A 25,766-nucleotide genomic window follows, 5' to 3' on the forward strand; every position below is an offset into this window, starting at 1 on the left:
TGGGCTTTTTTGTTGCTAGCGTTTGAGGGCAACAAATAGATTAGAAGACACTATCTTTAATCTATGCTCAGTTCACCGACTAGATTTTGTAACATGGCCGCTTTTATCTCAGCTGGTTGCAAATTTTTAGATAGCAAATAATGCAGTTTTGCTAAGGCCGCTTCTATAGTCATATCGGCGCCACTGATCACGCCTGCTTTGGCTAATGCATTACCTGTGGCATAGCCGCCCATATTCACTTTCCCTTGGAAACACTGGGTTAGATTCACTAGCACTATGCCACGTTCATCTGCTTGCCTTAAGGTTTTGAGTAAGGCGGCATCCTGCGGCGCGTTACCCACACCAAATGTCAGCAGTATGAGGGCTTTAACTGGCTGTTGCAGAATGTTCTCAAAAATCTGTGTCGATATCCCAGGATACAAGGTCACCACACCGACAGGTTGTGGGCTGATATGAGCGACTTCTAATGGGGTATCGTAAGCAACGGTGATCTTGCCTGCGCGCAGATTGATTTTGATCCCCGCCTCAAGCAGTAGCGGGAAGTTGGGTGAGGCGAAAGCATCGAAGCCGTCGGCGTGGGCCTTAGTCGAGCGATTACCCCTAAAGAGTTTGTTATTGAAGAATAAACACACTTCAGCGACTGGATAATTCGCCGCAATGTAGAGTGAGTTCAATAAATTAGTTTGGCCGTCTGAGCGCAACTGGGCGAGAGGAATTTGCGAGCCCGTCACTATCACAGGTTTTGACAAGCCTTGCAGCATAAACGATAGTGCCGAAGCTGTGTATGCCATGGTATCTGTGCCGTGAAGGATCACAAAGCCATCGTACTTATCGTAATTAGCTTGTATGTCGTCGGCGATCATCTGCCAATCGGTTGGTGCCATATTGGAAGAGTCGATAAGCGGGCAGTATTCGTGGATGACGAATGTCGGCATTTCTTCATGGTAAAACTCAGGCATAGATTGCACGCACTGAGTCAGGAATCCCGCGACGGGGACAAAGCCGTTATCGGTCTTTTGCATACCGATGGTGCCGCCAGTATAGGCAACATAAATGGAGCGTTTAGTCATTCTTGTCGTTTTCTTAGCTTCAAGTGGCCGAATTATACGATTTTACTGACATAAACCCAATAAAAAAGCCCGGAGATCCGGGCTTTGTCTTTGTCATCATCTTGAAGTTGCGAGCTGCAACCTAGACGCTGGCAGATTTAGTTCATCATATTGCAACTATCACAGTAGATGTAGACGTTATTTGGATCATCAAAAGAGGTTAACGTTTTCAAACTGCTAGTCCACTGTTGTAGCATTTGCTCTAACATCGATGACTGACTTAGTGAGGCGGGCAGGTAGCTCGATACTGAGGCAAACATCTGCTGCATGAATTTTTGTTCGGGTGTCAGCTCTTGCTCGATGACGCGGGTGTCAAATAGCGTCATATCCGCGAGTTTAGCGGCTTTAGCTATGGCTTCATCTATATCACCCAGTTCATCGACTAAGCCAAGCTCAAGAGCTTTTTTACCGCTCCACACACGGCCCTGAGCAATCTTATCGACTTGTTCTATGGTCATCTTACGTTCTTTAGCGACCAGGGAGATAAAGTCCGAATAGCCGCGTTCAATATGACGTTGGATAATCGCTTCAATCTGGGGGGAAAGTGTGCGGGTAACAGATAATCCTGCCCATTCTGAGGTCGATACGCCATCGGTATGCACGCCTATACTGGCCAATGAATCTTCAAAGGTAGTGATCATACCAAAGATCCCAATCGAACCCGTGAGCGTCGTTGGCGTTGCGAAGATATAGTCGGCACTGGCTGAAATCCAGTAACCACCGGATGCAGCTAAACTGCCCATACTCACAACCACGGGTTTACCCGCTGCTTTAAGTGCCAGTAATTCTTGACGAATCTGCTCAGAGGCAAAGGCGCTACCGCCAGGGCTATCAACGCGTAATACTAAGGCTTTAATGTGTTTATCAAAACGTGCCTTACGTAGCAGTTCGGCGGTGCTTTCGCCGCCAATTTGGCCCGCAGGTTGAGTGCCGTTCAAAATTGTGCCACTTGCCACAATAATACCAACACTGTCTTGCTCTACAAAGCTGGGTAATGGTGTCACTAAGGTTAAGTAATCATAAAAACTGACTTGCTTGAAACTGTCACCACTGCTGGCTTTTCCTACGGTTTCTAGCATGGTTTTACGAAAATCTTCTGTGGTCGCTAGGTTATCAACCCATTTCATGTTAATTGCCATTGTGGCTGAATCGCCATTGGCTTTATCGAGCTCTGCCAAATAAGTGGTTGCGTCGGGCACCAGAGAATTCGGTTCGATATTGCGATTGCCAGCAACCGTTTGTGTGTAGCTTTGCCATACATCGGCTAACAGTGCACTACTGGCTTCCCGCGCAGCATCTGACATATCGTCACGTATGTAGGGTTCAACTGCAGATTTAAAGGTCCCCACGCGGAAAATATGCGCTTTGACTTTGAGTTTCTCTAAGGCCGATTTGAAATATTGGTTGTACATACTCAGGCCATCAAGCGAGACACCGCCTTGGGGATTGAGGTAAATGGTGTCGGCAAAACTGGCGAGGAAATATTGATTTTGCTCGTAGTAGTTGCCGATGGCGATGACTTTTTTACCACTCTCTTTAAAGCGATTGAGTGCATTACCGATAGATTGTAGTTTGCTGATCCCTGCACGTTTAAGATCGACCAGATCGAGCACTAGTACGCTAATACGTTGATCTTGTGCTGCATTGTCAATGACATAAAGCACATCAGCGAGTAGGATTTCACCATCGGCGTTGGCATTTTGGCCTTGTTTGAATGCGGCTTCTAAGGGATCGACTTGTTGTTTCTGATCGACAATAGAGCCGGCTAAATTAAGCACCAGTGCCGAATTATCTTCAACTTGGATATCTTCGCTACTGCCAATGGAGATAATGATCGCGGCTAAGAGTCCAAAAAAGATTAGATTGAGGATGAGTTTACGCGTCCCGTTCAGGGTGTGCCAAATAAACAAACATATTCTCTTGAAAAACGATGGGTTAGCGGACATCTGCCACTCCTTTATAAGTCCAATCTGCCAATGCTAACTGAAAATGGCGCTACAGGCTAAACACAATTGTAAAGGATTTTGACTGATGGCCTCGATCCAACGGTTGAGCTTAGATTTGACACAAGGTATGCTGATTTAAATCACTTGTTTTAAAAGGATGTTTGAATGTCGTTTCCCCATTTATTAGAACCCTTAGATCTGGGATTTACCCAGCTCAAAAACCGTGTACTTATGGGCTCAATGCACACAGGTTTGGAAGAAGAAAAGGGCGGATTTGAGAAACTGGCAGCGTTTTATAAAGAACGCGCTCTGGGCGGTGTAGGTTTGATTGTGACGGGCGGTATTTCCCCCAATCTTCGTGGTCGCCTTACGCCCCATGCCTGTCAGCTGAGTTTTCCTTGGCAAGTGGGTAAGCATCGCGTGGTAACGCGGGCGGTGCATGAGGCTGGCGGTAAGATCTGTATGCAAATTTTGCATGCGGGTCGCTACGGTTATCATCCTTTTTCCCAAGCACCAAGTAAGATTAAATCACCCATTACACCTTTTACGCCGTCTGCTATGTCTAGTCGCCAAGTGCGCTCGACCATTAAGGATTACGCCAGCTCCGCCGCCCTTGCCAAGAAAGCGGGTTACGATGGTGTTGAGGTGATGGGATCTGAAGGATATTTGATCAATCAGTTTGTCAGTGCGCGCACCAACACCCGCACCGATGAATGGGGCGGTGCGTTTGAAAAGCGGGCGCAATTCCCAATTGAGATTGTTAACGCGATACGGGCAAAAGTCGGTAAAGATTTCATCATTATCTTCCGTTTATCTATGCTCGATCTGGTGGATAACGGTTCGACTTGGGATGAAGTGGTGCAACTAGCCCAGTGGTTAGAGCAAGCTGGCGTGTCCATTCTAAATACGGGCATTGGTTGGCATGAAGCGCGTGTACCGACCATTGCGACAAGCGTGCCCCGCGGCGCCTTTGCATGGGTGACTGAAAAGCTCAAACAATCTGTTTCCGTTCCCTTAATTGCGACTAACCGCATTAACACCCCGGAGATTGGTGAGCAGATTATCGCCTCTGGTCAAGCTGACATGGTGTCGATGGCGCGGCCTTTCCTTGCTGATCCTGAGTTTGTGAATAAGGCTGCGGCGAACACGCCGGAGCTTATCAATACCTGCATTGGCTGTAACCAAGCTTGTCTTGATCATACTTTTTCCCTCAAGCGCGCAACTTGCTTAGTGAATCCTCGCGCCTGTTATGAGACTGAAATCAACTTCTTACCCACAGCCAATAAAAAGCGTATTGCGGTGATGGGTGCAGGTCCTGCGGGCATGGCGTTTTCTGTCTATGCCGCTATGCGAGGCCATCACGTTGTTTTGTTTGAAGCGAAATCTGAGGTGGGTGGTCAGTTTAATCTCGCCCGTAAAATCCCTGGGAAAGAAGAGTTTAACGAGACTATTCGTTATTTCATTAACCAAATTAAGCTGCATAAGGTGGAGCTGAGATTAAACACTCGCCTCGATGCCAGTGTGTTGGCGACGGAAAAGTTTGATGAAGTGGTAATCGCCTCAGGCGTTGTGCCGCGTGATTTAGTCTTACCTGGTTTTGACGACCCACGGGTGGTCGATTATCAAAAAGTGCTCTCGGGTGAAGTGACTGTCGGTAATACGGTGGCCTTGATTGGCGGCGGCGGTATAGGGTTCGATATGGCGCACTTTTTGTGTGAGCGCCAGTCGAGCACCTTGAACCCCGATAAATGGCTGCAACAGTGGGGCATAGATAAAACTTACCAGCATGCGGGCGGCCTAACTGAACCTCATTCCGACAATACTGATCATCGTAAGGTGTTTTTACTGCAACGTAAAACGTCGAAGATGGGCAAGGGCTTAGGTAAAACTACCGGCTGGATCCACCGTCTTGTGCTTAAGCAACATGATGTGAAGATGAAAACGGGCGTGAGTTACGATAAGTTTGATGATGCAGGACTGCATATTCGTGTGGGTGAAACCGCTGAAGTGCTGGCCGTCGATAACGTCGTCTTGTGTGCTGGGCAAGAATCGAATCGCACGTTAGTGGATGAGATGAAAGCGACGGGCCTGCCTGTGCATCTGATTGGTGGCGTAGATGTCGCGGCAGAGCTTGATGCTAAGCGTGCAATCCGCCAAGGCGCTGAACTGGCAATGCGTTTATAGAAAGTCGATAAGCCTTACGTTTTAAACCTTAAGTATTCAATGTTAGATCCTGAAAGCCTGAACCTGTGTTCAGGCTTTTTTGTTTTAGTTTTTTTGTGTGAATGCATTGAAAATAGAGAGAAGGGAAAATAGTGGGTTTTAAAACGTTTGGTATCTAATGGCGCGGATTGAATAAGGCTGTATTGAAAGGGGCTGTTTGTTTTAAAGCGATTTTTGCTTTTAACGCCACATCTTGTTTAAAGCAGCTTATTGAACAATCGAGTCTTACCGTTATGAGTCTTCAAACACTGCCTGTTTCTGCGTGCGTGTGTCACTTGCTACATTTTGTGTTTGCTTTGACTTAGCCAAACTGGCTTTATTCTGATGAGATTGACACGTATAGGTGACCACAGTTGCACCTTCAGGTGATAGATCCAGCTCTAAATCTTCTGTTGGTACACAGCAGCAGGGCAAACATTCATCATGTTTGAGTTCGGCTAAGGGTTCGTTTAAGTAGCTGACTTTTCCGCTGATGACGCGTGTTTTGCAGGCACCGCAGAAACCGTTGCGACATTCTGAGAAGATTTTGACTTTTTTGGCTTCGAGCGCTTGCAGCAAAGTGCCTTGTTGCTCGGTAAAGAGCAACACAGGTTGACCTTGAAGGCGCACGATTGGCGCCTTCGCAAACAGATTTTGTGGCCGTTTTTTTGATGTCACTGTTTTAATGCCATTTTGTAACGTCACTTTTAAGTGTCTTATAGATCGAAGTCGAGGAACTCATCACCATCAACCGCGGAGTCGATTTGGCCGACAAGGTATGAAGAGACTTCAACTTCCTGTGGTGCAACTTGCACTGCATCGCTTTCTAACCAGTTTTTCATCCAAGGTAATGGATTGGTTATTTCTGGGTATGGTTGCGGTAGATTCACCGACTTCATGCGTTGATTAGTAATAAACTCAACGTATTGGCACAGGATCTGTTCATTCAAACCTATCATAGAGCCGTCTTTGAACAGGTATTTGGCCCATTCTTTTTCTTGCTCTGCGGCTTTGAAGAATAAATCGAAAGCTTCCTGTTGGCATTCTGCAGCAATTTCACCCATTTCTGGATCGTCTTTACCGCCTTGCATTATGCTTAAAATATGCTGAGTGCTGTTTAAGTGTAAGGCTTCATCACGGGCGATTAAGCGAATGATTTTCGCGTTACCTTCCATGAGCTTACGTTCAGCAAAGGCAAATGAGCACGCAAAGCTAACATAGAAACGAATCGCTTCTAGGGCGTTGACTGACATCATGCACAGGTACAAGGCTTTTTTCAGGGTGCGGGTATTGACTATGACTTCTTTGCCATCGATAACATGGGTTCCTACACCGAGTAAATGGAATATCTGAGTCAGTTGGATCAAGTGATCGTAATAAGCGGCGATATCGGTCGCACGGCTTAAGATTTCTTTGTTCACAACGATATCGTCGAAGATCACTGAAGGATCGTTAACGATATTACGAATGATGTGGGTGTATGAGCGCGAGTGAATCGTCTCAGAGAAAGACCAAGTCTCAATCCAGGTTTCTAATTCAGGCAGTGACACCAGCGGCAAAAAGGCCACATTGGGCGAGCGACCTTGAATCGAGTCGAGTAGGGTTTGGTATTTCAGATTCGAAATAAAGATGTGTTTTTCATGATCAGGCAATGCACCGTAGTCAATCTTATCACGACTGACGTCTACTTCTTCCGGGCGCCAAAAGAAAGATAACTGCTTTTCTATCAGTTTTTCGAACACTTCATATTTTTGTTGATCGTAACGAGCCACGTTGACCGATTGACCTAAAAACATAGGTTCACGGGTGGCATCGTTGGGTGTTTGACAGAAGGTAGAGTAGGCCATGGTGCTATTTTTCCAATGGATAGGGATCCACTAAATAGGGATCCCTATAAAACCGTTAACGTTAAAGTTAAAGACTAGATTTTACATGCGCCACCGGCGCAACCGTCATCTTCTTTCTCTAAATTGGTGATGTCATCGTGTGAATCCGACGCACCATCGCGAGTGTTATGGTAGTAAAGCGTTTTAACACCTAACTTGTAAGCATTGAGCAAATCTTTCAGCAGGGTTTGCATGGGTACTTTACGGCCTTCAAAACGTGAAGGATCGTAGTTAGTGTTAGCCGAAATCGCTTGGTCAACGAATTTCTGCATAATACCCACTAGCTGTAAGTAACCGTCGTTGCTTGGCATTTTCCACAGCAATTCATAGCTATCTTTCAGTGTATCGAAATCGGGTACCACTTGTTTTAGCTGACCGTCTTTGCTCGATTTCACGCTGATAAGTCCACGTGGTGGCTCAATACCATTGGTCGCATTGGAGATTTGCGACGAGGTTTCTGATGGCATTAATGCCGACAGCGTCGAGTTACGCAGGCCATATTGCTTGATATCGCTACGCAGTGATTCCCAGTCTAAGTGCAATGGTTCAGCACAAATTTTATCTAGGTCACGTTTGTAGGTATCGATTGGCAAAATACCTTGAGAGTAAGTGGTCTCGTGGAATAACGGACACGCACCTTGCTCTTTGGCTAAGTTCATTGAGGCTTTCAGTAAATAGTACTGAATCGCTTCGAAGGTTCTGTGGGTTAAAGCGTTCGCACTACCATCAGAATACTTCATGCCATTTTTCGCTAAATAGTTAGCGAAGTTGATCACGCCTATGCCTAAAGTACGGCGATTCATCGAGGCGATTTGCGCGGCCTTGATAGGGTAATCTTGATAATCCAATAGATTATCCAGTGCGCGTACGGCGAGGTCGGCTAATGGCTCAATATCAGATAATTCTTTGATAGAACCTAAGTTAAGTGCTGACAGCGTACAAAGCGCGATTTCACCTTCTGGATCATCGATGTTGTTCAATGGTTTAGTCGGCAGAGCGATTTCAAGACACAGGTTAGACTGTCTGATCGGCGCGACTTTTGAATCGAACGGGCTGTGAGTGTTGCAGTGATCCACGTTCTGAATGTAGATTCGGCCCGTTGAGGCACGCTCTTGCATCATCAGTGAAAACAGCTCAACTGCTTTTATCGTTTTCTTACGAATGCTGCTGTCTTGCTCATATTGCAGATATAAACGTTCGAATTCGTTTTGATCTTCAAAGAAAGCATCGTACAAGCCAGGTACGTCAGATGGGCTAAATAAACTAATGTTTTCGCCTTTGATCAGACGTTGATACATCACTTTGTTCAGCTGCACACCGTAGTCTAGATGACGGATACGGTTGTCTTCGACGCCGCGGTTATTTTTTAATACCAGCAGAGATTCGACTTCTAAGTGCCAAATAGGGTAGAACAGGGTCGCAGCACCGCCACGCACGCCGCCTTGAGAACACGACTTCACTGCGGTTTGGAAATACTTATAGAAAGGTAAACAACCTGTGTGGAAGGCTTCACCACCACGGATTGGGCTACCTAAGGCGCGAATACGACCGGCGTTAATACCGATACCCGCACGTTGGCTGACGTATTTCACGATAGACGAAGCGGTCGCGTTGATGGAATCTAAGCTGTCACCACATTCGATCAGTACGCAAGAGCTAAACTGACGCGTTGGGGTGCGCACACCGGCCATAATTGGCGTTGGCAGCGACAGTTTAAAAGTTGATACCGCGTCATAGAAATCTTTAACGTATTTCAGGCGCGTCTCTTTTGGATAACGGGCAAACAAGCAAGCCGCGACCAAAATGTAAAGGAACTGCGCGCTCTCATAGATTTCGTGGGTCACACGGTTTTGAACTAAATATTTGCCTTCAAGCTGTTTTACCGCTGCGTAAGAGAAGTCCATATCGCGCCAATGGTCGATATAGGTATCCATCACATCCAGCTCTTCGCGAGTGTAATCTCTTAAAATGTGTTGATCGTATTTACCTAGCTCAACCAACTTAGTCACGTGAGCATACAATGCGGGCGGCTCAAACTGACCGAAGGCCTTCTTACGCAAATGAAACACCGCTAAACGGGCAGCGAGGAACTGATAGTCCGGTGATTCTGGAGAAATTAAATCCGCCGCAGCCTTGATAATGGTTTCATGGATAGCTTCGGTTGGGATGCCATCGAAAAACTGTAGGTGCGAGCGAAGTTCAACTTCCGAAACAGAAACGTTTTTTAATCCCTTGGCTGCCCAAGTAATTACGCGGTGTATTTTTTCGAGATCGATATTCTCACGATCGCCACAGCGTTTTGTGACTGTCATAGTGCTATTCATTTGGAGATAGGCCTTGGTTCTTATATGTATTTAGGTGAGCAAAATCACCGTACGTATCCTTGTAAAACAATCAACAATCGTCCCTTAAATACAGCTGACTGGTTACAAACGAGTCAATTAAGCGGCGAGCTTCTAGTGTGTCTGATTGTTACCTATACACAAGATATGGTGTTTTAAATTATATGGGATACAAGATAGTGAGGTTTGCCCCTATTTGCAAGTCTGAATTCAGGGGACATCTTGTGGATAACATGAGGATAAACTTTTGCGTTAGTAACGACTAACCTTGAAGCTCAATTTCAGGTTAGCGTGTCACACTCATGGGGGATTTTTAGGCGATCTTTTTCTTTAGATCGCGATTGCTCACGAGTGCCGATCTTTTATGCGCCTGACTTTTTCCGTGGGTCATAAATAGTATGCTGACACACTGATTTCCGTCAGTGAAATTATGTATTGGATGCCTTATTCGTGAGCATTGTAGGCGCTGTTTTTGGTTGATGTTGTTAAGCCAATGCTTCGATTAGTGCTTGATGTAGCTCAGTTGGGCTTGCAAAATGCGCGTGCGCAGGCCATTGCAACGGCTTGTCGTTCACGCCCAGATAACCCCATAGGGCCACGCCGCCTAACATGCCAGCAGCCTTGGCCGCGAGCAAATCTCGCTCGGCATCCCCAAGATACAAAATGTGCTCTGGAGCACAGTTCAGTTGTTGTGCGCCTAACAGCATTGGTGCAGTGTGGGGTTTAGCGTGTTTTGTAGAATCGCCACTGATGATAACGGGCATACGCAAGTGTAAATTCAGTTTTCGCAATAAGGGACGGGTAAAGCGCGCAGGCTTGTTGGTGATGACCCCAAACGGCAGCTGAGTTAACTCGAGCCAATCGAGTAATACCGCTATGCCTGTAAATAGCGCACAATGATCGCCATTAATGCGCTGATAGTGGGCGAGCAGCCCTTGCTGTACTTGAGTACGAAGATCATCCGCTGCATTGGGGATCGCGGCATCGACTAAGGCAAAACTGCCGTGGGATGCGGCGTAGCGCATGGCCGCTAACGGCTGCGCGGCGATGCCGACGTCTTGAAGACTTAAATTGAGGGCTTGCACCAGATCCGGCGCGGTATCGGCTAAGGTGCCGTCGAGATCGAACAGCACGCCTTTGATCTGTGCCAGACTCATATTAATCAACCTTACGCGTCGCTATCATGTAATTCACATCAACCTTAGGCGTGTACTTAAAAATGCCCGTCAATGGGTTGTAGCTTACCCCTAAGGCATCGGTACAGATAAGATCGGTATTATCTACTAGCTCAATCAGCTCCGAAGGCTTAATGAATTTTTTATGCTCGTGGGTGCCAACTGGCAGCATTTTTAGCAAATATTCCGCACCTAAAATGGTGTGCACGTAGGATTTAATGTTGCGGTTGATGGTGGAGAAAAACACATGACCACCGGGTTTGACCATGTCACAGCATGCTTTAATCACAGATTGTGGATCGGGTACATGTTCGAGCATTTCCATGCAGGTCACCACATCGTAATAGGCTTGATGATCTTGGCTGTGGGCCTCGGCAGTATTTTTTACATAATTAATGCTCACGCCTGTTTCGAGGGCATGCAGGCGGGCGACTTCTAAGGGCTCATCACCCATATCTAAGCCATCAACCTCGGCGCCGATGCGGGCCATGCTTTCAGACAATATGCCGCCACCACAGCCGACATCGAGCACTTTCTTGCCGAAAATACCGCCAGCGGTTTGATCGATATAGTTTAAGCGCAGCGGGTTTAATAGATGCAGCGGCTTAAATTCGCCGTTGAGATCCCACCAAGTTTCGGCCATACGTTCAAACTTTGCGATTTCCTGTGGGTCTACATTGGTATTTTGATGCATGCTATTACCTGAAGAAGCTGTATTGTGCGGCTATTATAACGACTATGTTTGATAAACAAAGTGCTCGACTGAGCTAAGCCCTTGTGGTTGAGTGAATTTCCAGCAGTTATCTGCTTTTATGTTAATTGTTGTGCTCCGTATCGACCTTTTACTTTATCCCTTTGACGATTTTTCCTCATCGTAAGCCGTGAATTTCAACGCTTGTTTATCGCACAAACGACCAAATTGACAGTGTTTTCATCTATTAAGCCTCCATACTCTCAATTCGATAATGATAGGTCTGGCGACATTAAATAACTGTGTTAGAATGCCAAATCACGTTTTTGGGCTAGGCAATGATACGGATTATACGTTGTCGGCTATTTTTCAGGGGAACGAGCAGTTTATGACTGATCTGGCATCATCTATTTCGCCAATTAATATCGAAGACGAACTAAAGAATTCGTACCTTGATTACGCCATGAGCGTTATCGTGGGACGTGCATTACCAGACGTGCGCGACGGCTTAAAGCCGGTTCATCGCCGCGTTCTGTTTGCCATGAGTGAATTGAAGAACGATTGGAACAAGCCTTACAAAAAATCTGCCCGTGTGGTTGGTGACGTCATCGGTAAATATCACCCCCATGGTGATTCTGCTGTTTATGACACTATCGTCCGTATGGCCCAGCCATTCTCACTGCGTTACACCTTAGTAGACGGCCAAGGTAACTTCGGTTCGGTCGACGGTGACTCAGCGGCGGCAATGCGTTATACCGAAATCCGTATGGATAAGTTAGCGCACCAATTACTGGCCGATCTTGAAAAAGAGACAGTGGATTTCGTCCCTAACTACGACGGCACAGAACAGATCCCAGCAGTATTACCTACACGCGTACCTAACCTGTTAATTAACGGTTCATCGGGTATTGCAGTGGGTATGGCAACCAACATCCCACCCCACAACTTAACAGAAGTGGTGAAAGGCTGTTTGGCACTGATTGAAGAACCCTCACTGTCGATTGAACAGTTGATGGAATACATTCCTGGTCCGGATTTCCCCACTGCAGCGATTATCAATGGCCGTAAAGGCATTATTGATGCCTATAAAACTGGCCGTGGCCGCGCGATCATGCGTGCTCTGGCTGAAGTGGAAACCGAAGATAATGGCCGTGAGCGCATTATCGTCACTGAAATCCCGTATCAAGTGAACAAAGCCCGTTTAATCGAGAAGATTGCCGAGCTGGTTAAAGATAAAAAGCTTGAAGGGATCAGTGGTCTACGCGACGAGTCTGATAAAGACGGTATGCGTATCGTTATCGAAATTAAGCGCGGTGAAGTGGGCGAGGTTGTACTAAATAACCTTTATGCTCAAACGCAAATGCAGTGTTCTTTCGGGATTAACATGGTGGCCCTGACCAATGGTCAGCCTAAACTGTTTAATCTTAAAGAAATGCTCGAATGCTTTATTCTGCATCGCCGTGAAGTGGTGACGCGTCGTACCGTATTTGAACTGCGTAAAGCCCGTGAGCGTGCCCATATTTTGGAAGCGCTGGCGGTTGCACTGGCTAACATTGACCCGATTATTGCACTGATCAAAGCCTCACCAACGCCTGCGGATGCCAAAGTGAAATTGGTTGAGCAAGGTTGGGAGTTAGGCCACGTTCAAGGCATGCTGGAAAAAGCGGGCGATGACGCCGCGCGTCCAGAGTGGTTAGAGCCACAATACGGTATTCGTGACGGTCAATACTTCCTGACTGAGCAACAAGCTCAGGCCATTCTGGAACTGCGTTTACACCGTTTGACCGGTCTTGAGCACGATAAGATCATCGCCGAATACGAAGAACTGCTCGAATTTATCGCGGGTCTGCTGTTTATTCTGCGCAGTCCTGAGCGTTTGATGGAAGTGATCAAGGAAGAATTAGTTCAAATCCTTGAAGAATATGGTGATGCGCGCCGTACAGTGATCAATGCCAACGAAGTCGATATGAGTCTTGAAGACTTGATCAACGAAGAAGACGTTGTGGTAACACTGTCGCACTTAGGTTATGCCAAGTATCAACCGTTGACCGATTACCAAGCCCAGCGCCGTGGTGGTAAAGGTAAAGCCGCGACGAAAGTGAAAGATGAAGATTTCGTCGAGAAACTGTTAGTTGCCAATACCCATGACACCATTTTGTGCTTCTCTGACTTTGGTAAGATGTACTGGCTCAAAGTGTATCAATTGCCATTAGCGAGCCGTACGGCCCGTGGTCGTCCAATTGTTAACTTGCTGCCGTTATCCGATGGCGAGCGCATTACTGCGATTCTGCCAGTACGTGAATACGCGGCTGACAAGTACATCATCATGGCCACCTCACACGGTACTGTGAAGAAAACCGCACTAACTGCTTATAGCAACCCACGTGCAAACGGCATTATCGCCGTTAACCTCAAAGACGGTGACCAACTGATCGGTGTCGATATCACTAACGGTGATGACGAAATCATGTTGTTCTCGAACGAAGGTAAAGTGGTTCGCTTTGGTGAGAAAGTTCGTGATTCTGAAACAGGCGAAGTGAAAACCGATCCTGAAACCGGTGAAGAAGTCTTGTCCTTACGCCCTATGGGCCGTACTGCAACAGGCGTTCGTGGTATTCGTTTAGAAGAAGGTCAAAAAGTCGTGTCGCTTATCGTACCCAAAGGCGATGGCGCGATTCTGACTGTGACTGAAAACGGTTACGGTAAACGGACGCAACTGTCTGAATATCCTGCGAAGAGCCGTGCGACTAAAGGTGTGGTTTCAATCAAGGTGAGCGAACGTAACGGCGCTGTTGTTGGGGCTGTTCAAGTCGGTCTTAACGACGAACTGATGCTCATCAGTGATAAAGGTACCTTAGTGCGTACACCTGCGAGCGGCGTGTCTATCATTGGCCGTAACACTCAAGGTGTAACGATTATCCGTACTGCGGGCGACGAGAAAGTGGTCGGCCTACAACGTATCGACGAAATCCAAACTGAAGAAGATGAAGTCGAGCTGGATGAAAACGGTTTACCGATTGTTCCTGTCATTATCGAAGGCGAATTAGCCGACGAGGCGCTTGAAGAAGCGCTGGATGACGAAGAAGAGTTGGACGAAGATGAAGACGAACTTGCTGATGATGAGCAAGACGAAGAGTAATTAAGTGTCATATTAACGAGCGTCCAATTGGACGCTCGTTTTTTTAATGGCATTGATGTTGATAGCATTGTTCGTTTTAGAATGGTTTCGTATTTATCAATACCTACATCATGGTTGGGATTAAGGAGAGTGTCAGTGAGCGCGATTTATAATTTCTGTGCTGGACCTGCAATGTTACCCGCAGCGGTAATGAAAAAAGCACAACAGGAATTACTTGATTGGAATGGCCAAGGCGTTTCCGTGATGGAAATCAGCCACCGAAGTAAAGAGTTCATCGCGCTTACACAACAAGCCGAGTCCGATTTACGTGAATTGATGCAGATCCCCACAAATTACCATGTGCTATTTATGCACGGCGGTGGTCGTGGACAGTTCTCCGCTGTTGTGAATAATTTTTTAGGTAATCATGGCAGAGCCCTGTATTTAGTCAGTGGCCAATGGTCATCAGCCGCGTTAGCAGAAGCGCAGAAACTGGCGGGTGAAGCACAGATTGATAGTCTGAATATTGTTGAAAAACACAATGGACTCAATGCGGTTGTCTTACCTGATTTACATAAAATCGATGCCGATTATCGCTATGTTCACTATTGCCCTAATGAGACAGTAGATGGTATCGAAATTTTTGATGAATTAGACTCACCTTGGCCAATTGTTGCCGATTTATCGTCAACCATTATGTCACGTGAAATCGACGTCAGCCGCTACGGTTTGATTTACGCTGGCGCACAAAAGAACATAGGTCCATCGGGTCTGTCGATAGTGATAGTGCGCGATGACATGTTAAAACTGCCGAGTTTACCGCAGTCGTCCATCATGGACTATCGTTTAGCCGTTGAGCATGACTCTATGTTCAACACACCGCCAACCTTTGCTTGGTATCTCGCCGCTGAAGTCTTTGCTTGGCTTAAGTCCATTGGCGGCATTGCGAGTATTGCAAAAATTAATCAACAAAAAGCGCAGATGTTATATCAATGCATTGATGGTAATGCTTTCTACCGTAATGGGGTTGTTGCAGCGAACCGCTCACAAATGAACGTGACTTTCCAATTAGTCAACGAAGCGCTCGATAGTGAGTTCCTAAAGCAAGCCCAAATAGCTGGACTCGTAGCCTTAAAGGGCCATCGTATCGTAGGTGGTATGCGTGCTAGCCTCTATAATGCAATGCCACTCGATGGTGTAGTTGCTTTGGTCAAGTTTATGAATGAGTTTGCAAACAAGCATAGCTAGGCTTAGCTGTATTGAGTCACTCATTAGCTTGCGACGCTTAGCGTCTAGGCTTTTCTGCCTGAATATCAACGTTATGCTTATTGAATGTTGATCATCAGTTAGCCATCCCAAAAGCGAATGCTCAAATGCATTCGCTTTTTTGTTAGCTTTAATTTATCGACAATGGCGTTAAGCAAGATGACGTTGAGACCAGATGCCTTCAAGAACACTCGCTGTGAGAAAGCCTGTGAGCTGACGCGCATTACTGAGTAAGATGCTGGGTTAGTTGTATGCTATTGTTTATCATGATTAAAAGAACGTATCTTTAAATGCGTGTACACGATAAATCAATAGGATGTCACCGATGGATTTGGCCAAGCTTTCGCGGATTAGTATGAAGCATTTGATCACTTTGCATGTGATGCTCGATACCTTGAGCGTAACCGCCAGCGCCGAACGTTTATGTTTAAGCCCCTCATCCGTCAGTAAAACCTTAAGCCAGCTCAGGGACAGTTTGAACGATGAACTGTTCTATCGTAATGGTAACTCACTGGTCGCAACCCCATTGGCAAGACGATTAGGCCCAAGCGTGCAGCAAATGATCAATGATATGAATCAGATCATGAGTCAGGATGCGTTTAACCCTGCTCATTTTGAGGGGCGTTTTTCGCTTGCGATGCGCGAAAGTACCTTTGAACTGCTGGCCGCTAAGCTCAGCGCCCATATTCTGAGCTTGGCTCCTAATATCCGCCTCGATATTTACAGCAAAGACAATATTGGTTTTGATGGATTGCTTAAAGGTACATTAGACTTTGTGCTGTTACCCCACGATCTGAGTCAACCTAATCCTCTTCAAGACGATCTGGTATGGGAAACCTTGTTTAGCGATGAAATGATCTGCCTGATGAATTCATCCCATCCCTTGGCTAAACAGCCGCATATCAGCTTCGATGATTACCTGAGTTTTAGCCATATTGGCATTACAGACACAGATCTGAGCACGCCTTTTTTTGATATTTTGCTCGCCCAACAATCTAAAAAACGGGCCGTCCCCATTTCGGTCCCAGACTTTGGCAGTGCGGCGTTAATGTGCCATCACAGTGAGTTGCTCTTTACCTGCTCACGCCGCTGGGCATCCATCGCCAGCCAAGCTCAAGGCTTAACGATTAAATCTTTACCCATAGAATATGGCAAAGTGGCTTACAGCCTAGTTTGGCATAGTCAAAGCATGAAAGATCCCGCACTGCGCTGGCTTTATGAGCAAATTTTGCTTTGCAGTCGTTAAAGGTATATGGAAGGTAACACGAGATTGGTTACGCCTCGCTTTGCAAGCATTGCGGCTAAGCGTTCAATATCGGCTTGTTTACAGCTTGGCCAATTGAGTGCGTCATCGACAACACCATGATGGTGAAAGGCATTTAACTTAACTCGCGTATCTAGGCCTAGCAGAAGTAAATAGGTCGCTAGCGCTTCTATTTCGTCCTCGTAATCCGTGATGCTCGGAATGTGCAGCAATCTCACCTCATACAGTTTTTGCTGTTTAGCCAATAACTGGATTGATTTGAACACTGCATGGTTATCACGACCAGTAATGTATCTATGGGTATCTTGCTGCCACGCTTTGAGATCCACCATAGCGCCATCTAAAAAGGGCAGCAGTTTATGCCATCCCGTTAGACTTAAACTGCCATTGGTGTCGAGCATGCAAGTTAAGTGTGATAACGACTCTGTCGCCTTAATTCCTTTAAACAACGCAAGAATAAATGGCAGTTGCAGACTCGCTTCGCCGCCGCTCACGGTAATACCATTAATAAAGTGACGCTGACTATGGAGAATCGTCAGTATCTCCTCGACTGTGTAACGACTGACCTTAGGGCTCGCTTGTTTCGGGCATACGGCAATACAAGTATCGCATTGGCTACAACGCTCACTATCCCAGTGAATGCGAGGCTTATCATTGAGGTTTATTAATGTCAGCGCATTGTCAGGGCAGGTGGCGACACAATCGCCACAGGCATCGCATAAACCTATGGTATGTGGGTTATGGCAGTTTTTGCATTGATAGTTGCAGCCCTGCAGGAATAATACGAGCCTGCTGCCAGGCCCGTCGACGCATGAAAAGGGCAATAGCTGACTGACAATAGCGTGTCTATTTAAAGACACAAGGGGAGTGTTCATGGGCGATAACTCGTGCTTGTCGTTGCAATATTCCCGTATTAACCGAAGCTTCTGCGGCTAAGCCTGTGGTATTGAGACGCGAGCCGCACTGTTTAAACGCTTCAATATCTGAGCGTTTTACCATATAGCCAGTCACGCGCATTAAATCGTTAGAGGCGACATTGGCGGTAAACTCCCTAAAACCTAACTCAAGCGCGGCTTTACACAGTTGGAACATGGCTTGAGGATTGGATTTCACGGTTTCATCTATGGTCAAAATATCGCTAATCCCCGCCGTATAATACTGATGATGTTGCGCTAGGGCTTGAATATGGGCGATGGGATTCGGTTCAGTGCCATAGGGAATGCGAACACCAGGAGTCACATCGTTGTCGATACTAATACCGCCCTGTGAATGCAGTAGTGCCCGCCCATGGTAACCATGTGCTACGGGTGTGGATTTCACTATGGCATCGAGCGTGGCAGAAATACGGTAGCCAAGTTGATTTGCATCTGCCTGATGACCATAGCCAGTGTGTTGATCTCGTTGAGATAACTTCGTTGCATCAGTTGCAGTGAATGTCCGCAGAATATTCACGGCTTCTGCCATGCCGTAAATACCAAACATGGGTGCAAAGCGCGATTCATCAATCAATTGCTCTTTAACTAAAAAGCTGTCAAAGAAGTGTGATTCTTGATGCAAAAATGCCGAGCGCGCTTCAATGAGCTCGAAGGTGAGTGAGCAGTAATTTGGCAATACAGTATCAAAAAAATCGTTTATAGAATTGGCCTTTAACGCAACTTCTTTAAGATTAAGTCGAACTAAGGTATTGGCGCCGCCCGCTAACGGCAACGCGTTGTAGCAACTGACAATACCAAAACCGCGCTCATCAAACGCACTGGCATGCAGAGGGTAATTCGCGATATGTGGCTTACTGCACTGACAAATATTGGTGGTCGCAAGTAACAACAATTCATCTGGCGTGACGGCGGGGTTGTACATAAAGGTCAAATTGGGGGCAACTTGTTTTAACTCGGCATCAATGCGCAGTAGGGTGCGGCAAACGATGTTATCTGTAGGGCCAATATTCACATGCATAAAGGCATCGGGCAGGGTTCGGTCGAGCATGATCCAGAACAGTTTTAATTTACGATAAAGGACTTCCGCATCCATTCCTTCAACGAAAGGCATCAAAATGTCATCCAGCTGACCTAAATACACGGGGATATTGGTCACCGATGGCACGTGATGATACAGAATCGTTAAGGCATTGATGGCTTCGTCCAAGTTTTTTGCCGCAGATAACTCTAAGTATTCAGAGCCTTGTTGAAGGTAGCGGGCATAATCTGGCAACACATAGCGTGGTTTAAACGGCGCATGGCCTTCAAACATGTCGCAAATAATACCGTCATTCATCGCCGCTTTTACCTCGGGCGATATCGACATATAGGGCAAACTGGCTTCCGCTTCTAATGCTAAATAGTTGGATTTTTGCTTGGGTGAAAGCAGCGGGTTGGTGACGATTTGCACTAATTTATCTTGTAATAACATGGCTGAACATCCACAAGTTCTATGATGACCACTAATCTACTCAGTGGCGTTGGCTTTAAAAAGTGAAAATAGCCGCAGTCCTGATTAATGAAATGGAAATCCGCCGACCGAGGTCACAATTTGTGGCTTATTGCGATAAAGCCGCGATGTCAAAATCACTAGAATGTGGTTTTACGATTAAAAATAAATGCTTGAACAGTGAGACGTGGCCTTGCTTGTCATATTGTGGATATGAAACTGAGGTTAATGAACTGCCAAAACTGATCGGGTGGGATGATTGAAAAATTTAACACTTGAGGCGGTAAATGAACTCTGCTGTATTCCTTTATTGCGGGAATACAGCAGAGTGAGCGGTGCAGATAAACTCAGCGGCGCTTAGAGCACTTTAGCAATTGATTGGGCTAAGTAATCGACGTTATCTTCACTGATCCCAGCAATACTGATGCGGCTTGAACCTACCATATAGATGCTGAATTCTTTTTGTAGGCGCGCCACTTGCTCTGGAGCCACCCCAAGGAAAGAGAACATACCTTTTTGGCGGGCGATAAAGCTAAAGTCACGGTTTACGCCGTTGGCTTTAAGTTTGTCCACTAAAATGGCGCGGTTGCCGTTGATGCGATCGCGCATTACTTTCAGCTCATCAAGCCATTCTTGGGTTAATTCTTTTGATCCTAAAATCGTCTCAACAATCGCCGCGCCATGGGCAGGTGGCATAGAGTAAAGGCAGCGAACCACATAAAGCAGTACCGATTGCGCGATAATGGCGGTATTGGCATCTTTGGCAATCACAGAGCAGGAACCAATACGCTCACGGTACAAACCGAAGTTTTTCGAGCATGAGCTGCACAGGATCATATTATCGACCGCTGCCGCCATATGACGCACGCCGTAGGCATCAATATCAACGCCATCACCAAAGCCTTGGTAGGCCATGTCAATCAGTGGCGTAAAGCCTTGCTCTTTTGTAAGGGCAACCACTTTATCCCATTGCTCTGTGGTTAAATCCATTCCGCTTGGGTTATGGCAACAGGCGTGGAATAACACCACATCATCAGTACTTACTTGCGATAATGCAGCAAGCATCTCATCAAATTTCAATGATTTGCTATCGTAGTCATAGTAAGGATAGGTTTTAACAGTAATGCCAGCCGCTTCGAATAAACCGATATGGTTTGCCCAAGTTGGATCGCTTACCCATAACACGGCATTCGGGTTGCAGCGTTTGATAAAGTCACCCGCCACGCGCAGCGCGCCTGTACCACCGGGTGTTGAAACGGTGCGGATACGGTTAGCGATAATGGCACTGTGGCCAACACCAAAGGCTAATTCCGTCATCAAGGTGTTGAATTGTGGTGAGCCTGTTGGGCCGATATACACTTTGGTGGTTTCGGTATCGAGACGGAATTTTTCCGCTTTTTTCACGCAGCTTAGAATAGGGGTAACGCCGGTAGGATCTTTATAAACGCCCACACCTAAATCCACTTTTTGTGGGTGAGAGTCTTCGCGGTACTGAGTTAACAAGCCAAGGATGGGGTCCGCTGGCATTGCGATGAGTGAGTTAAACATAGCTCCATCTACCTTTCTGGTTATAGTGCAAACGTGATTGTTCGTATCAGATATGCGTTATTTATCGTTTAAAGGGTAGAATAGCGCGGAAAGGTAAAGTAATTAAAGTGAAAACTGTGATTACACGCCAGTTATCTTGGCAAAAAAGCCTGCCCAAAATACGGTTAAATCATAAATTAACCGCTTAAATTTTGCGTTTTTGTTATTTTTACACTGATCTCAGCAAATAATCTGACCAAAATGCCATTTTTCTCGAAAAAACGGTTGAATCCTTAGCGACAATCGGTAATTTTATAACGACGAAGCACCAACAAGGCCCCAATCTCCTCTTATTTGTAATCTTAACTTGACGCGCTATAGCGTGAAGTTGCCATTTTGCGTATTCAGTCCGCGTGATCGTGATGATGACGCCCTATAGAGAAAGAAGATTTATTCATGAAGCAATTACGTCTTGAACCTGTTGTGCAAGTCCGCGGTGAAATCAATATTCCGGGCTCAAAAAGTATTTCAAATCGAGCCTTATTATTGGCCACCTTAGCCCAAGGTACGACCACGCTCACCAATCTGCTCGACTCAGATGATATCCGCCACATGTTGGCCTCCCTCAAGCAGTTAGGGGTGAACAACCGTTTATCGCAAAACAATACTGTGTGTGAACTCGATGGTTTAGGTGGTGTGATTTCCTCAGCATCCGCGCAGGAATTGTTTTTAGGCAATGCGGGTACCGCAATGCGCCCCTTATGCGCCGCCTTAACCTTAGGCCAAGGTGAATTTACCCTCACGGGCGAACCACGTATGGAAGAGCGTCCGATTGGCGATTTAGTCGATGCCTTAAGGCAACTCGGTGCCAATATTGTTTATCTTAAAAATGACGGTTTCCCGCCATTGACGATTAATGCCACTGGCCTTAATGGCGGTGATGTTGAAATTGCAGGCGATTTATCGAGCCAGTTTTTAACGGCTTTGTTGATGGTGGCGCCGCTTGCTAAGGGCAGCGTCAATATCCATGTCAAAGGTGAGTTAGTCTCTAAGCCTTATATCGATATCACTATCGCCTTGATGGCGCAGTTCGGCGTTAACGTCATTAACCATGACTACGCGCGTTTTGAGATTGTTGCAGGCCAGCGTTATATATCACCGGGTAAAGTACTGGTAGAAGGCGATGCGTCATCGGCATCGTATTTCCTCGCGGCAGGGGCGATTAAGGGCGGCGAAGTCAAAGTCACAGGTGTGGGCCGTTTGAGTATTCAAGGCGATGTAAAATTTGCCGATGTGCTCGAAAAAATGGGAGCAGATATCGAGTGGGGCGATGACTATATTATTGCACGTGGCTCCCAATTAACGGCCGTCGACTTAGACATGAACCACATTCCCGATGCGGCCATGACCATTGCAACCGCAGCCTTATTTGCTAAAGGCACGACGGTTATTCGCAATATCTATAACTGGCGTATTAAAGAAACCGACCGGTTAGCGGCTATGGCAACTGAACTGCGAAAAGTGGGCGCCGAGGTTGAAGAGGGGAATGACTACATTAAAATCACTCCGCCTGCCGTGATTAAGACCGCTGAAATTGATACCTACAATGATCACCGCATGGCCATGTGCTTTTCTATGCTGGCATTTGCCGATTGCGGTATCACCATCAATGATCCAGATTGTACTTCTAAAACATTCCCTGACTACTTTAAGCAGTTTGCGAGCCTGCAAGGCTAAGTCTGTTTGTTTCGTCATTGTGACAACCATCGATGCCAAGAATAGCAAGCCGTATTTGTGCGGCTGCTAATCTTCATAAAAAATCCACGGATTTTGTTTGTCTTTTGTTGTACAATGCTGCGCGCTCATTTTCGGGGGCTCACTTGATGAACTCACGGATGATGGTTATTTTTTGCGGAGGAATGTATGTCTGAACGGGCTCCTGTAGTCACAATCGACGGCCCAAGTGGTGCTGGCAAAGGTACAATTAGTCAATTATTGGCTCAGCATCTAGGTTGGCAACTACTTGATAGTGGTGCCATTTACCGAGTTCTTGCGCTTGCAGCAATTCATCATAACGTTGAACTGGAAAATGAAGAGTCTATCACGTTGTTAGCGGCACATCTGGATGTGAAGTTTCTAACAGGCAATGATAAAGATCCGGTTCAAGTGATATTGGAAGGTGAAGACGTCACCAACGACATTCGCACCCAAGAGTGCTCGAATGCCGCTTCAAAAGTCGCTGCCTTTCCACGGGTGAGAGAAGCCTTATTACGTCGCCAACGGGCCTTTAAAACGGCGCCAGGATTAATTGCCGATGGTCGTGACATGGGAACAGTGGTTTTCCCAAGTGCGCCGGCAAAATTATATTTAACCGCCTCAGCTGAAGAGCGTGCCCAAAGACGCTATAATCAGTTGCAGGACAAGGGCTTCGATGTTAATATCGAGCGCCTTTTAAGTGAAATTATCGAACGTGATGACCGCGATATGAATCGTCCGGTGGCTCCTTTAGTCCCCGCCGAGGACGCGCTCATTATCGATACTAGCGGTAAGGGTATTGATGAAGTGCTAGCGCTTGCGCTTAACTTTATCAACCAAAAATTATCCGGCACTAACTAAGTTAGCCCACCGGATAGGTATTCGTATTAAGGATGATACGGATAATTTGACTGACTCCACGTCTAGGACGGACAGTGGTTTAATAAAGAAAGTAACCTAAACATGACTGAATCTTTTGCTGATCTATTTGAACAATCCCTTCAAACTCTGGAATTCCGTCCAGGCTCTATCGTTCGTGGTACTGTTGTATCAATCAAAAACGGTATGGTACTGGTTGACGCGGGTCTGAAGTCTGAAAGCCCAATCCCAGCTGAACAATTCAAAAACGCTCAAGGCGTTTTAGAAATTCAAGTTGGCGATGAAGTTGACGTAGCTCTTGACTCTGTTGAAGACGGCTTCGGTGAGACTCAACTGTCTCGCGAAAAAGCGAAACGTCATGAAGCTTGGATCGTTCTGGAAAAAGCTTATGAAGATGCTGAAACTGTAATCGGTATCATCAATGGTAAAGTTAAAGGCGGTTTCACTGTTGAATTAAACGGTATCCGTGCCTTCTTACCAGGTTCTCTAGTTGACGTGCGCCCAGTTCGCGACACCGCTCACTTAGAGTACAAAGAATTAGAATTCAAAGTTATCAAGCTAGACCAGAAGCGTAACAACGTTGTTGTTTCTCGTCGTGCAGTTATCGAATCAGAAAGCAGCGCTGAGCGTGATGCACTGTTAGAAAACCTGCAAGAAGGTCAAGCAGTTAAGGGTATCGTTAAGAACCTGACTGACTACGGTGCATTCGTAGATTTAGGTGGTGTTGACGGTCTGCTACATATCACAGATATGGCGTGGAAACGTGTTAAACATCCATCAGAAATCGTCAATGTTGGCGATGAAATCAACGTTAAAGTACTGAAGTACGATCGTGAGCGCACTCGTGTGTCTTTAGGTCTGAAACAACTTGGCGAAGATCCATGGTTAGAAATCAGCAAACGCTACCCAGAAAACACACGTTTAACTGGTCGCGTTACTAACCTAACTGACTACGGTTGCTTCGTAGAAATCGAAGAAGGCGTTGAAGGTCTGGTTCACGTTTCTGAAATGGATTGGACTAACAAGAACATTCACCCATCTAAAGTGGTTAACTTAGGTGATGAAGTTGAAGTTCTGGTTCTGGACATCGATGAAGAGCGTCGTCGTATTTCTCTAGGTCTGAAACAATGTAAGACCAATCCATGGGATGACTTCGCAACTCGTTACAACAAAGGCGACAAGGTTTCTGGTAAGATCAAGTCAATCACTGACTTCGGTATCTTTATCGGTCTTGACGGCGGTATCGATGGTCTAGTTCACCTGTCTGACATTTCTTGGAACGGTACTGGCGAAGACGCAGTTTCTGAATACAAGAAAGGCGATGAAATCCATGCAGTGGTTCTGTCTGTAGATCCAGAGCGTGAGCGCATCAGCTTAGGTGTTAAGCAAACTGAAGATGATCCATTCAACGCATACTTGGCTGACAAGAAGAAAGGTACTATCGTAAACGGTACTGTTTCTGCTGTTGATGCTAAAGGTGTGACTGTTGAACTGGCTGACACTGTTGAAGGTTACATCCGTGTAGCTGACATTTCACGTGAGCGTATCGAAGATGCATCTACTGTCTATAATGTAGGTGATGCAATCGAAGCTAAGTTCATGGGTGTTGACCGTAAGAACCGCTCTATCAGCCTGTCAATCAAAGCGAAAGACGAAGCTGAAGAGAAAGAAGTAATGGCGACTCTGAACAAACAAGATGACGCTGTTATTAGCAATGCAATGGCTGAAGCGTTTAAAGCAGCTCGTAAATAATCGCCTGTTGTTTGGGGAGACATCTCTCCCCATTAGGCGACTGTGTTTGGCTTGATAATAGGGGATAGCTAGGATGACGAAATCTGAACTTATCGAAAAACTCGCCACCAGGCAGTCGCAGCTGTCGGCGAAAGAGGTTGAAGGCGCAATCAAAGAAATGTTGGAGCAAATGGCAACAACATTAGAAAGCGGTGATCGTATTGAGATCCGTGGCTTTGGTAGTTTCTCGCTTCACTATCGTGCACCGCGGACTGGCCGTAATCCAAAGACTGGTTCATCAGTCGATTTGGAAGGTAAATACGTCCCGCACTTTAAGCCAGGCAAAGAACTGCGCGAGCGTGTTGACGCCGTTAATGTGTGATTGACCGCATAGTAAAAAGCCTCCGTTAGGAGGCTTTTTTGTATCGATTGCAAGGCAATGCTGGTCAGC

17 protein-coding genes and 1 pseudogene are annotated in these 25,766 nt (G+C 46.2%); 8 read left to right on the forward strand and 10 right to left on the reverse strand.

Annotated elements, in window-relative coordinates:
• Positions 1 to 56: 56 nt before the first annotated feature.
• Together ansA and sppA are read right to left on the reverse strand one after the other, a co-directional pair.
• Positions 57 to 1,070 carry an asparaginase gene (gene ansA / locus HGO26_RS18460; protein WP_168827051.1) on the reverse strand — a complete coding sequence of 338 codons (1,014 nt, stop codon included), beginning with the start codon at positions 1,068 to 1,070 and terminating at the stop codon, positions 57 to 59.
• A gap of 137 nt (positions 1,071 to 1,207) precedes the next feature.
• Positions 1,208 to 3,055 (reverse strand): signal peptide peptidase SppA, encoded by a 1,848-nt coding sequence (sppA, locus tag HGO26_RS18465; protein WP_168827053.1) that lies wholly within the window; start codon positions 3,053 to 3,055, stop codon positions 1,208 to 1,210.
• 165 nt (positions 3,056 to 3,220) lie between these two features.
• Here sppA and HGO26_RS18470 point away from each other — a divergent pair, with 165 nt between their 5' ends.
• Complete coding sequence (locus tag HGO26_RS18470; RefSeq protein WP_168827055.1) at positions 3,221 to 5,239, forward strand: NADPH-dependent 2,4-dienoyl-CoA reductase; 2,019 nt, start codon at positions 3,221 to 3,223, stop codon at positions 5,237 to 5,239.
• Positions 5,240 to 5,509: 270 nt separating this feature from the next.
• Here the strand turns inward: HGO26_RS18470 and yfaE are convergent, their stop codons facing one another.
• From yfaE to ubiG, 5 genes are all read right to left on the reverse strand, one after another.
• Positions 5,510 to 5,935, reverse strand: coding sequence for a class I ribonucleotide reductase maintenance protein YfaE (gene yfaE, locus HGO26_RS18475; RefSeq protein WP_168827147.1), 426 nt, complete (start codon positions 5,933 to 5,935; stop codon positions 5,510 to 5,512).
• A 38-nt stretch (positions 5,936 to 5,973) separates the two neighbouring features.
• A complete protein-coding gene (nrdB, locus tag HGO26_RS18480; RefSeq protein WP_168827057.1) occupies positions 5,974 to 7,104 on the reverse strand; it encodes a class Ia ribonucleoside-diphosphate reductase subunit beta in 1,131 nt (376 codons plus the stop codon).
• A 74-nt stretch (positions 7,105 to 7,178) separates the two neighbouring features.
• Positions 7,179 to 9,467 (reverse strand): class 1a ribonucleoside-diphosphate reductase subunit alpha, encoded by a 2,289-nt coding sequence (nrdA, locus tag HGO26_RS18485; protein ID WP_105252559.1) that lies wholly within the window; start codon positions 9,465 to 9,467, stop codon positions 7,179 to 7,181.
• 503 nt (positions 9,468 to 9,970) lie between these two features.
• Entirely contained in the window at positions 9,971 to 10,642 is a 672-nt protein-coding gene (locus HGO26_RS18490) for an HAD family hydrolase (protein ID WP_168827059.1), read from the reverse strand.
• A 1-nt stretch (position 10,643) separates the two neighbouring features.
• Positions 10,644 to 11,354, reverse strand: coding sequence for a bifunctional 2-polyprenyl-6-hydroxyphenol methylase/3-demethylubiquinol 3-O-methyltransferase UbiG (gene ubiG / locus HGO26_RS18495; protein ID WP_028759866.1), 711 nt, complete (start codon positions 11,352 to 11,354; stop codon positions 10,644 to 10,646).
• A gap of 385 nt (positions 11,355 to 11,739) precedes the next feature.
• Here ubiG and gyrA point away from each other — a divergent pair, with 385 nt between their 5' ends.
• The 3 genes from gyrA to HGO26_RS18510 all read left to right on the forward strand — a co-directional run bounded on the left by gyrA (position 11,740) and on the right by HGO26_RS18510 (position 16,981).
• Entirely contained in the window at positions 11,740 to 14,490 is a 2,751-nt protein-coding gene (gyrA, locus tag HGO26_RS18500) for a DNA gyrase subunit A (protein WP_168827061.1), read from the forward strand.
• 135 nt (positions 14,491 to 14,625) lie between these two features.
• A complete protein-coding gene (gene serC, locus HGO26_RS18505; RefSeq protein ID WP_168827064.1) occupies positions 14,626 to 15,717 on the forward strand; it encodes a 3-phosphoserine/phosphohydroxythreonine transaminase in 1,092 nt (363 codons plus the stop codon).
• A 343-nt stretch (positions 15,718 to 16,060) separates the two neighbouring features.
• On the forward strand, positions 16,061 to 16,981 hold the full coding sequence (locus HGO26_RS18510; RefSeq protein WP_168827065.1) for a LysR family transcriptional regulator: 921 nt from the start codon (positions 16,061 to 16,063) through the stop codon (positions 16,979 to 16,981).
• On the opposite strand, the gene HGO26_RS18515 is transcribed toward HGO26_RS18510, so the two are convergent.
• From HGO26_RS18515 to HGO26_RS18525, 3 genes are all read right to left on the reverse strand, one after another.
• Positions 16,978 to 17,874: a YjjW family glycine radical enzyme activase gene (locus HGO26_RS18515; protein WP_168827066.1), complete on the reverse strand. Its 897-nt coding sequence runs from the start codon at positions 17,872 to 17,874 to the stop codon at positions 16,978 to 16,980. The genes HGO26_RS18510 and HGO26_RS18515 overlap by 4 nt on opposite strands.
• Positions 17,846 to 19,405 carry a YjjI family glycine radical enzyme gene (locus HGO26_RS18520; RefSeq protein WP_168827067.1) on the reverse strand — a complete coding sequence of 520 codons (1,560 nt, stop codon included), beginning with the start codon at positions 19,403 to 19,405 and terminating at the stop codon, positions 17,846 to 17,848. Before HGO26_RS18520 ends, HGO26_RS18515 begins: the two co-directional genes overlap by 29 nt.
• A gap of 375 nt (positions 19,406 to 19,780) precedes the next feature.
• Positions 19,781 to 20,971 (reverse strand): amino acid aminotransferase, encoded by a 1,191-nt coding sequence (locus HGO26_RS18525; RefSeq protein ID WP_168827068.1) that lies wholly within the window; start codon positions 20,969 to 20,971, stop codon positions 19,781 to 19,783.
• A gap of 435 nt (positions 20,972 to 21,406) precedes the next feature.
• Between HGO26_RS18525 and aroA the strand changes: the two genes are divergently transcribed.
• The 4 genes and pseudogenes from aroA to ihfB all read left to right on the forward strand — a co-directional run bounded on the left by aroA (position 21,407) and on the right by ihfB (position 25,697).
• Complete coding sequence (gene aroA, locus HGO26_RS18530) at positions 21,407 to 22,687, forward strand: 3-phosphoshikimate 1-carboxyvinyltransferase (protein WP_168827069.1); 1,281 nt, start codon at positions 21,407 to 21,409, stop codon at positions 22,685 to 22,687.
• Positions 22,688 to 22,873: 186 nt separating this feature from the next.
• Positions 22,874 to 23,566, forward strand: a complete 693-nt coding sequence (gene cmk, locus HGO26_RS18535; protein WP_168827070.1) for a (d)CMP kinase — start codon at positions 22,874 to 22,876, stop codon at positions 23,564 to 23,566.
• A gap of 99 nt (positions 23,567 to 23,665) precedes the next feature.
• Positions 23,666 to 25,336, forward strand: a pseudogene (gene rpsA / locus HGO26_RS18540) (30S ribosomal protein S1); the annotation flags it as partial.
• A 73-nt stretch (positions 25,337 to 25,409) separates the two neighbouring features.
• A complete protein-coding gene (ihfB, locus tag HGO26_RS18545) occupies positions 25,410 to 25,697 on the forward strand; it encodes an integration host factor subunit beta (RefSeq protein WP_006081718.1) in 288 nt (95 codons plus the stop codon).
• The last annotated feature ends 69 nt before the right edge of the window (positions 25,698 to 25,766 follow it).

It is taken from the genome of Shewanella oncorhynchi, assembly GCF_012584455.1.
Taxonomy (GTDB): Bacteria; Pseudomonadota; Gammaproteobacteria; order Enterobacterales; family Shewanellaceae; genus Shewanella; species Shewanella oncorhynchi.

Excerpts from the sequence above, each read along its gene's own strand:
- ansA (WP_168827051.1), bottom strand. The coding sequence starts at position 1,070 with ATGACTAAACGCTCCATTTATGTTGCCTATACTGGCGGCACCATCGGT.
- sppA (WP_168827053.1), bottom strand. The coding sequence starts at position 3,055 with ATGTCCGCTAACCCATCGTTTTTCAAGAGAATATGTTTGTTTATTTGG.
- HGO26_RS18470 (WP_168827055.1), top strand. The coding sequence starts at position 3,221 with ATGTCGTTTCCCCATTTATTAGAACCCTTAGATCTGGGATTTACCCAG.
- nrdB (WP_168827057.1), bottom strand. The coding sequence starts at position 7,104 with ATGGCCTACTCTACCTTCTGTCAAACACCCAACGATGCCACCCGTGAA.
- nrdA (WP_105252559.1), bottom strand. The coding sequence starts at position 9,467 with ATGAATAGCACTATGACAGTCACAAAACGCTGTGGCGATCGTGAGAAT.
- HGO26_RS18490 (WP_168827059.1), bottom strand. The coding sequence starts at position 10,642 with ATGAGTCTGGCACAGATCAAAGGCGTGCTGTTCGATCTCGACGGCACC.
- ubiG (WP_028759866.1), bottom strand. The coding sequence starts at position 11,354 with ATGCATCAAAATACCAATGTAGACCCACAGGAAATCGCAAAGTTTGAA.
- gyrA (WP_168827061.1), top strand. The coding sequence starts at position 11,740 with ATGACTGATCTGGCATCATCTATTTCGCCAATTAATATCGAAGACGAA.
- HGO26_RS18510 (WP_168827065.1), top strand. The coding sequence starts at position 16,061 with ATGGATTTGGCCAAGCTTTCGCGGATTAGTATGAAGCATTTGATCACT.
- HGO26_RS18515 (WP_168827066.1), bottom strand. The coding sequence starts at position 17,874 with ATGAACACTCCCCTTGTGTCTTTAAATAGACACGCTATTGTCAGTCAG.
- HGO26_RS18520 (WP_168827067.1), bottom strand. The coding sequence starts at position 19,405 with ATGTTATTACAAGATAAATTAGTGCAAATCGTCACCAACCCGCTGCTT.
- HGO26_RS18525 (WP_168827068.1), bottom strand. The coding sequence starts at position 20,971 with ATGTTTAACTCACTCATCGCAATGCCAGCGGACCCCATCCTTGGCTTG.
- aroA (WP_168827069.1), top strand. The coding sequence starts at position 21,407 with ATGAAGCAATTACGTCTTGAACCTGTTGTGCAAGTCCGCGGTGAAATC.
- cmk (WP_168827070.1), top strand. The coding sequence starts at position 22,874 with ATGTCTGAACGGGCTCCTGTAGTCACAATCGACGGCCCAAGTGGTGCT.
- ihfB (WP_006081718.1), top strand. The coding sequence starts at position 25,410 with ATGACGAAATCTGAACTTATCGAAAAACTCGCCACCAGGCAGTCGCAG.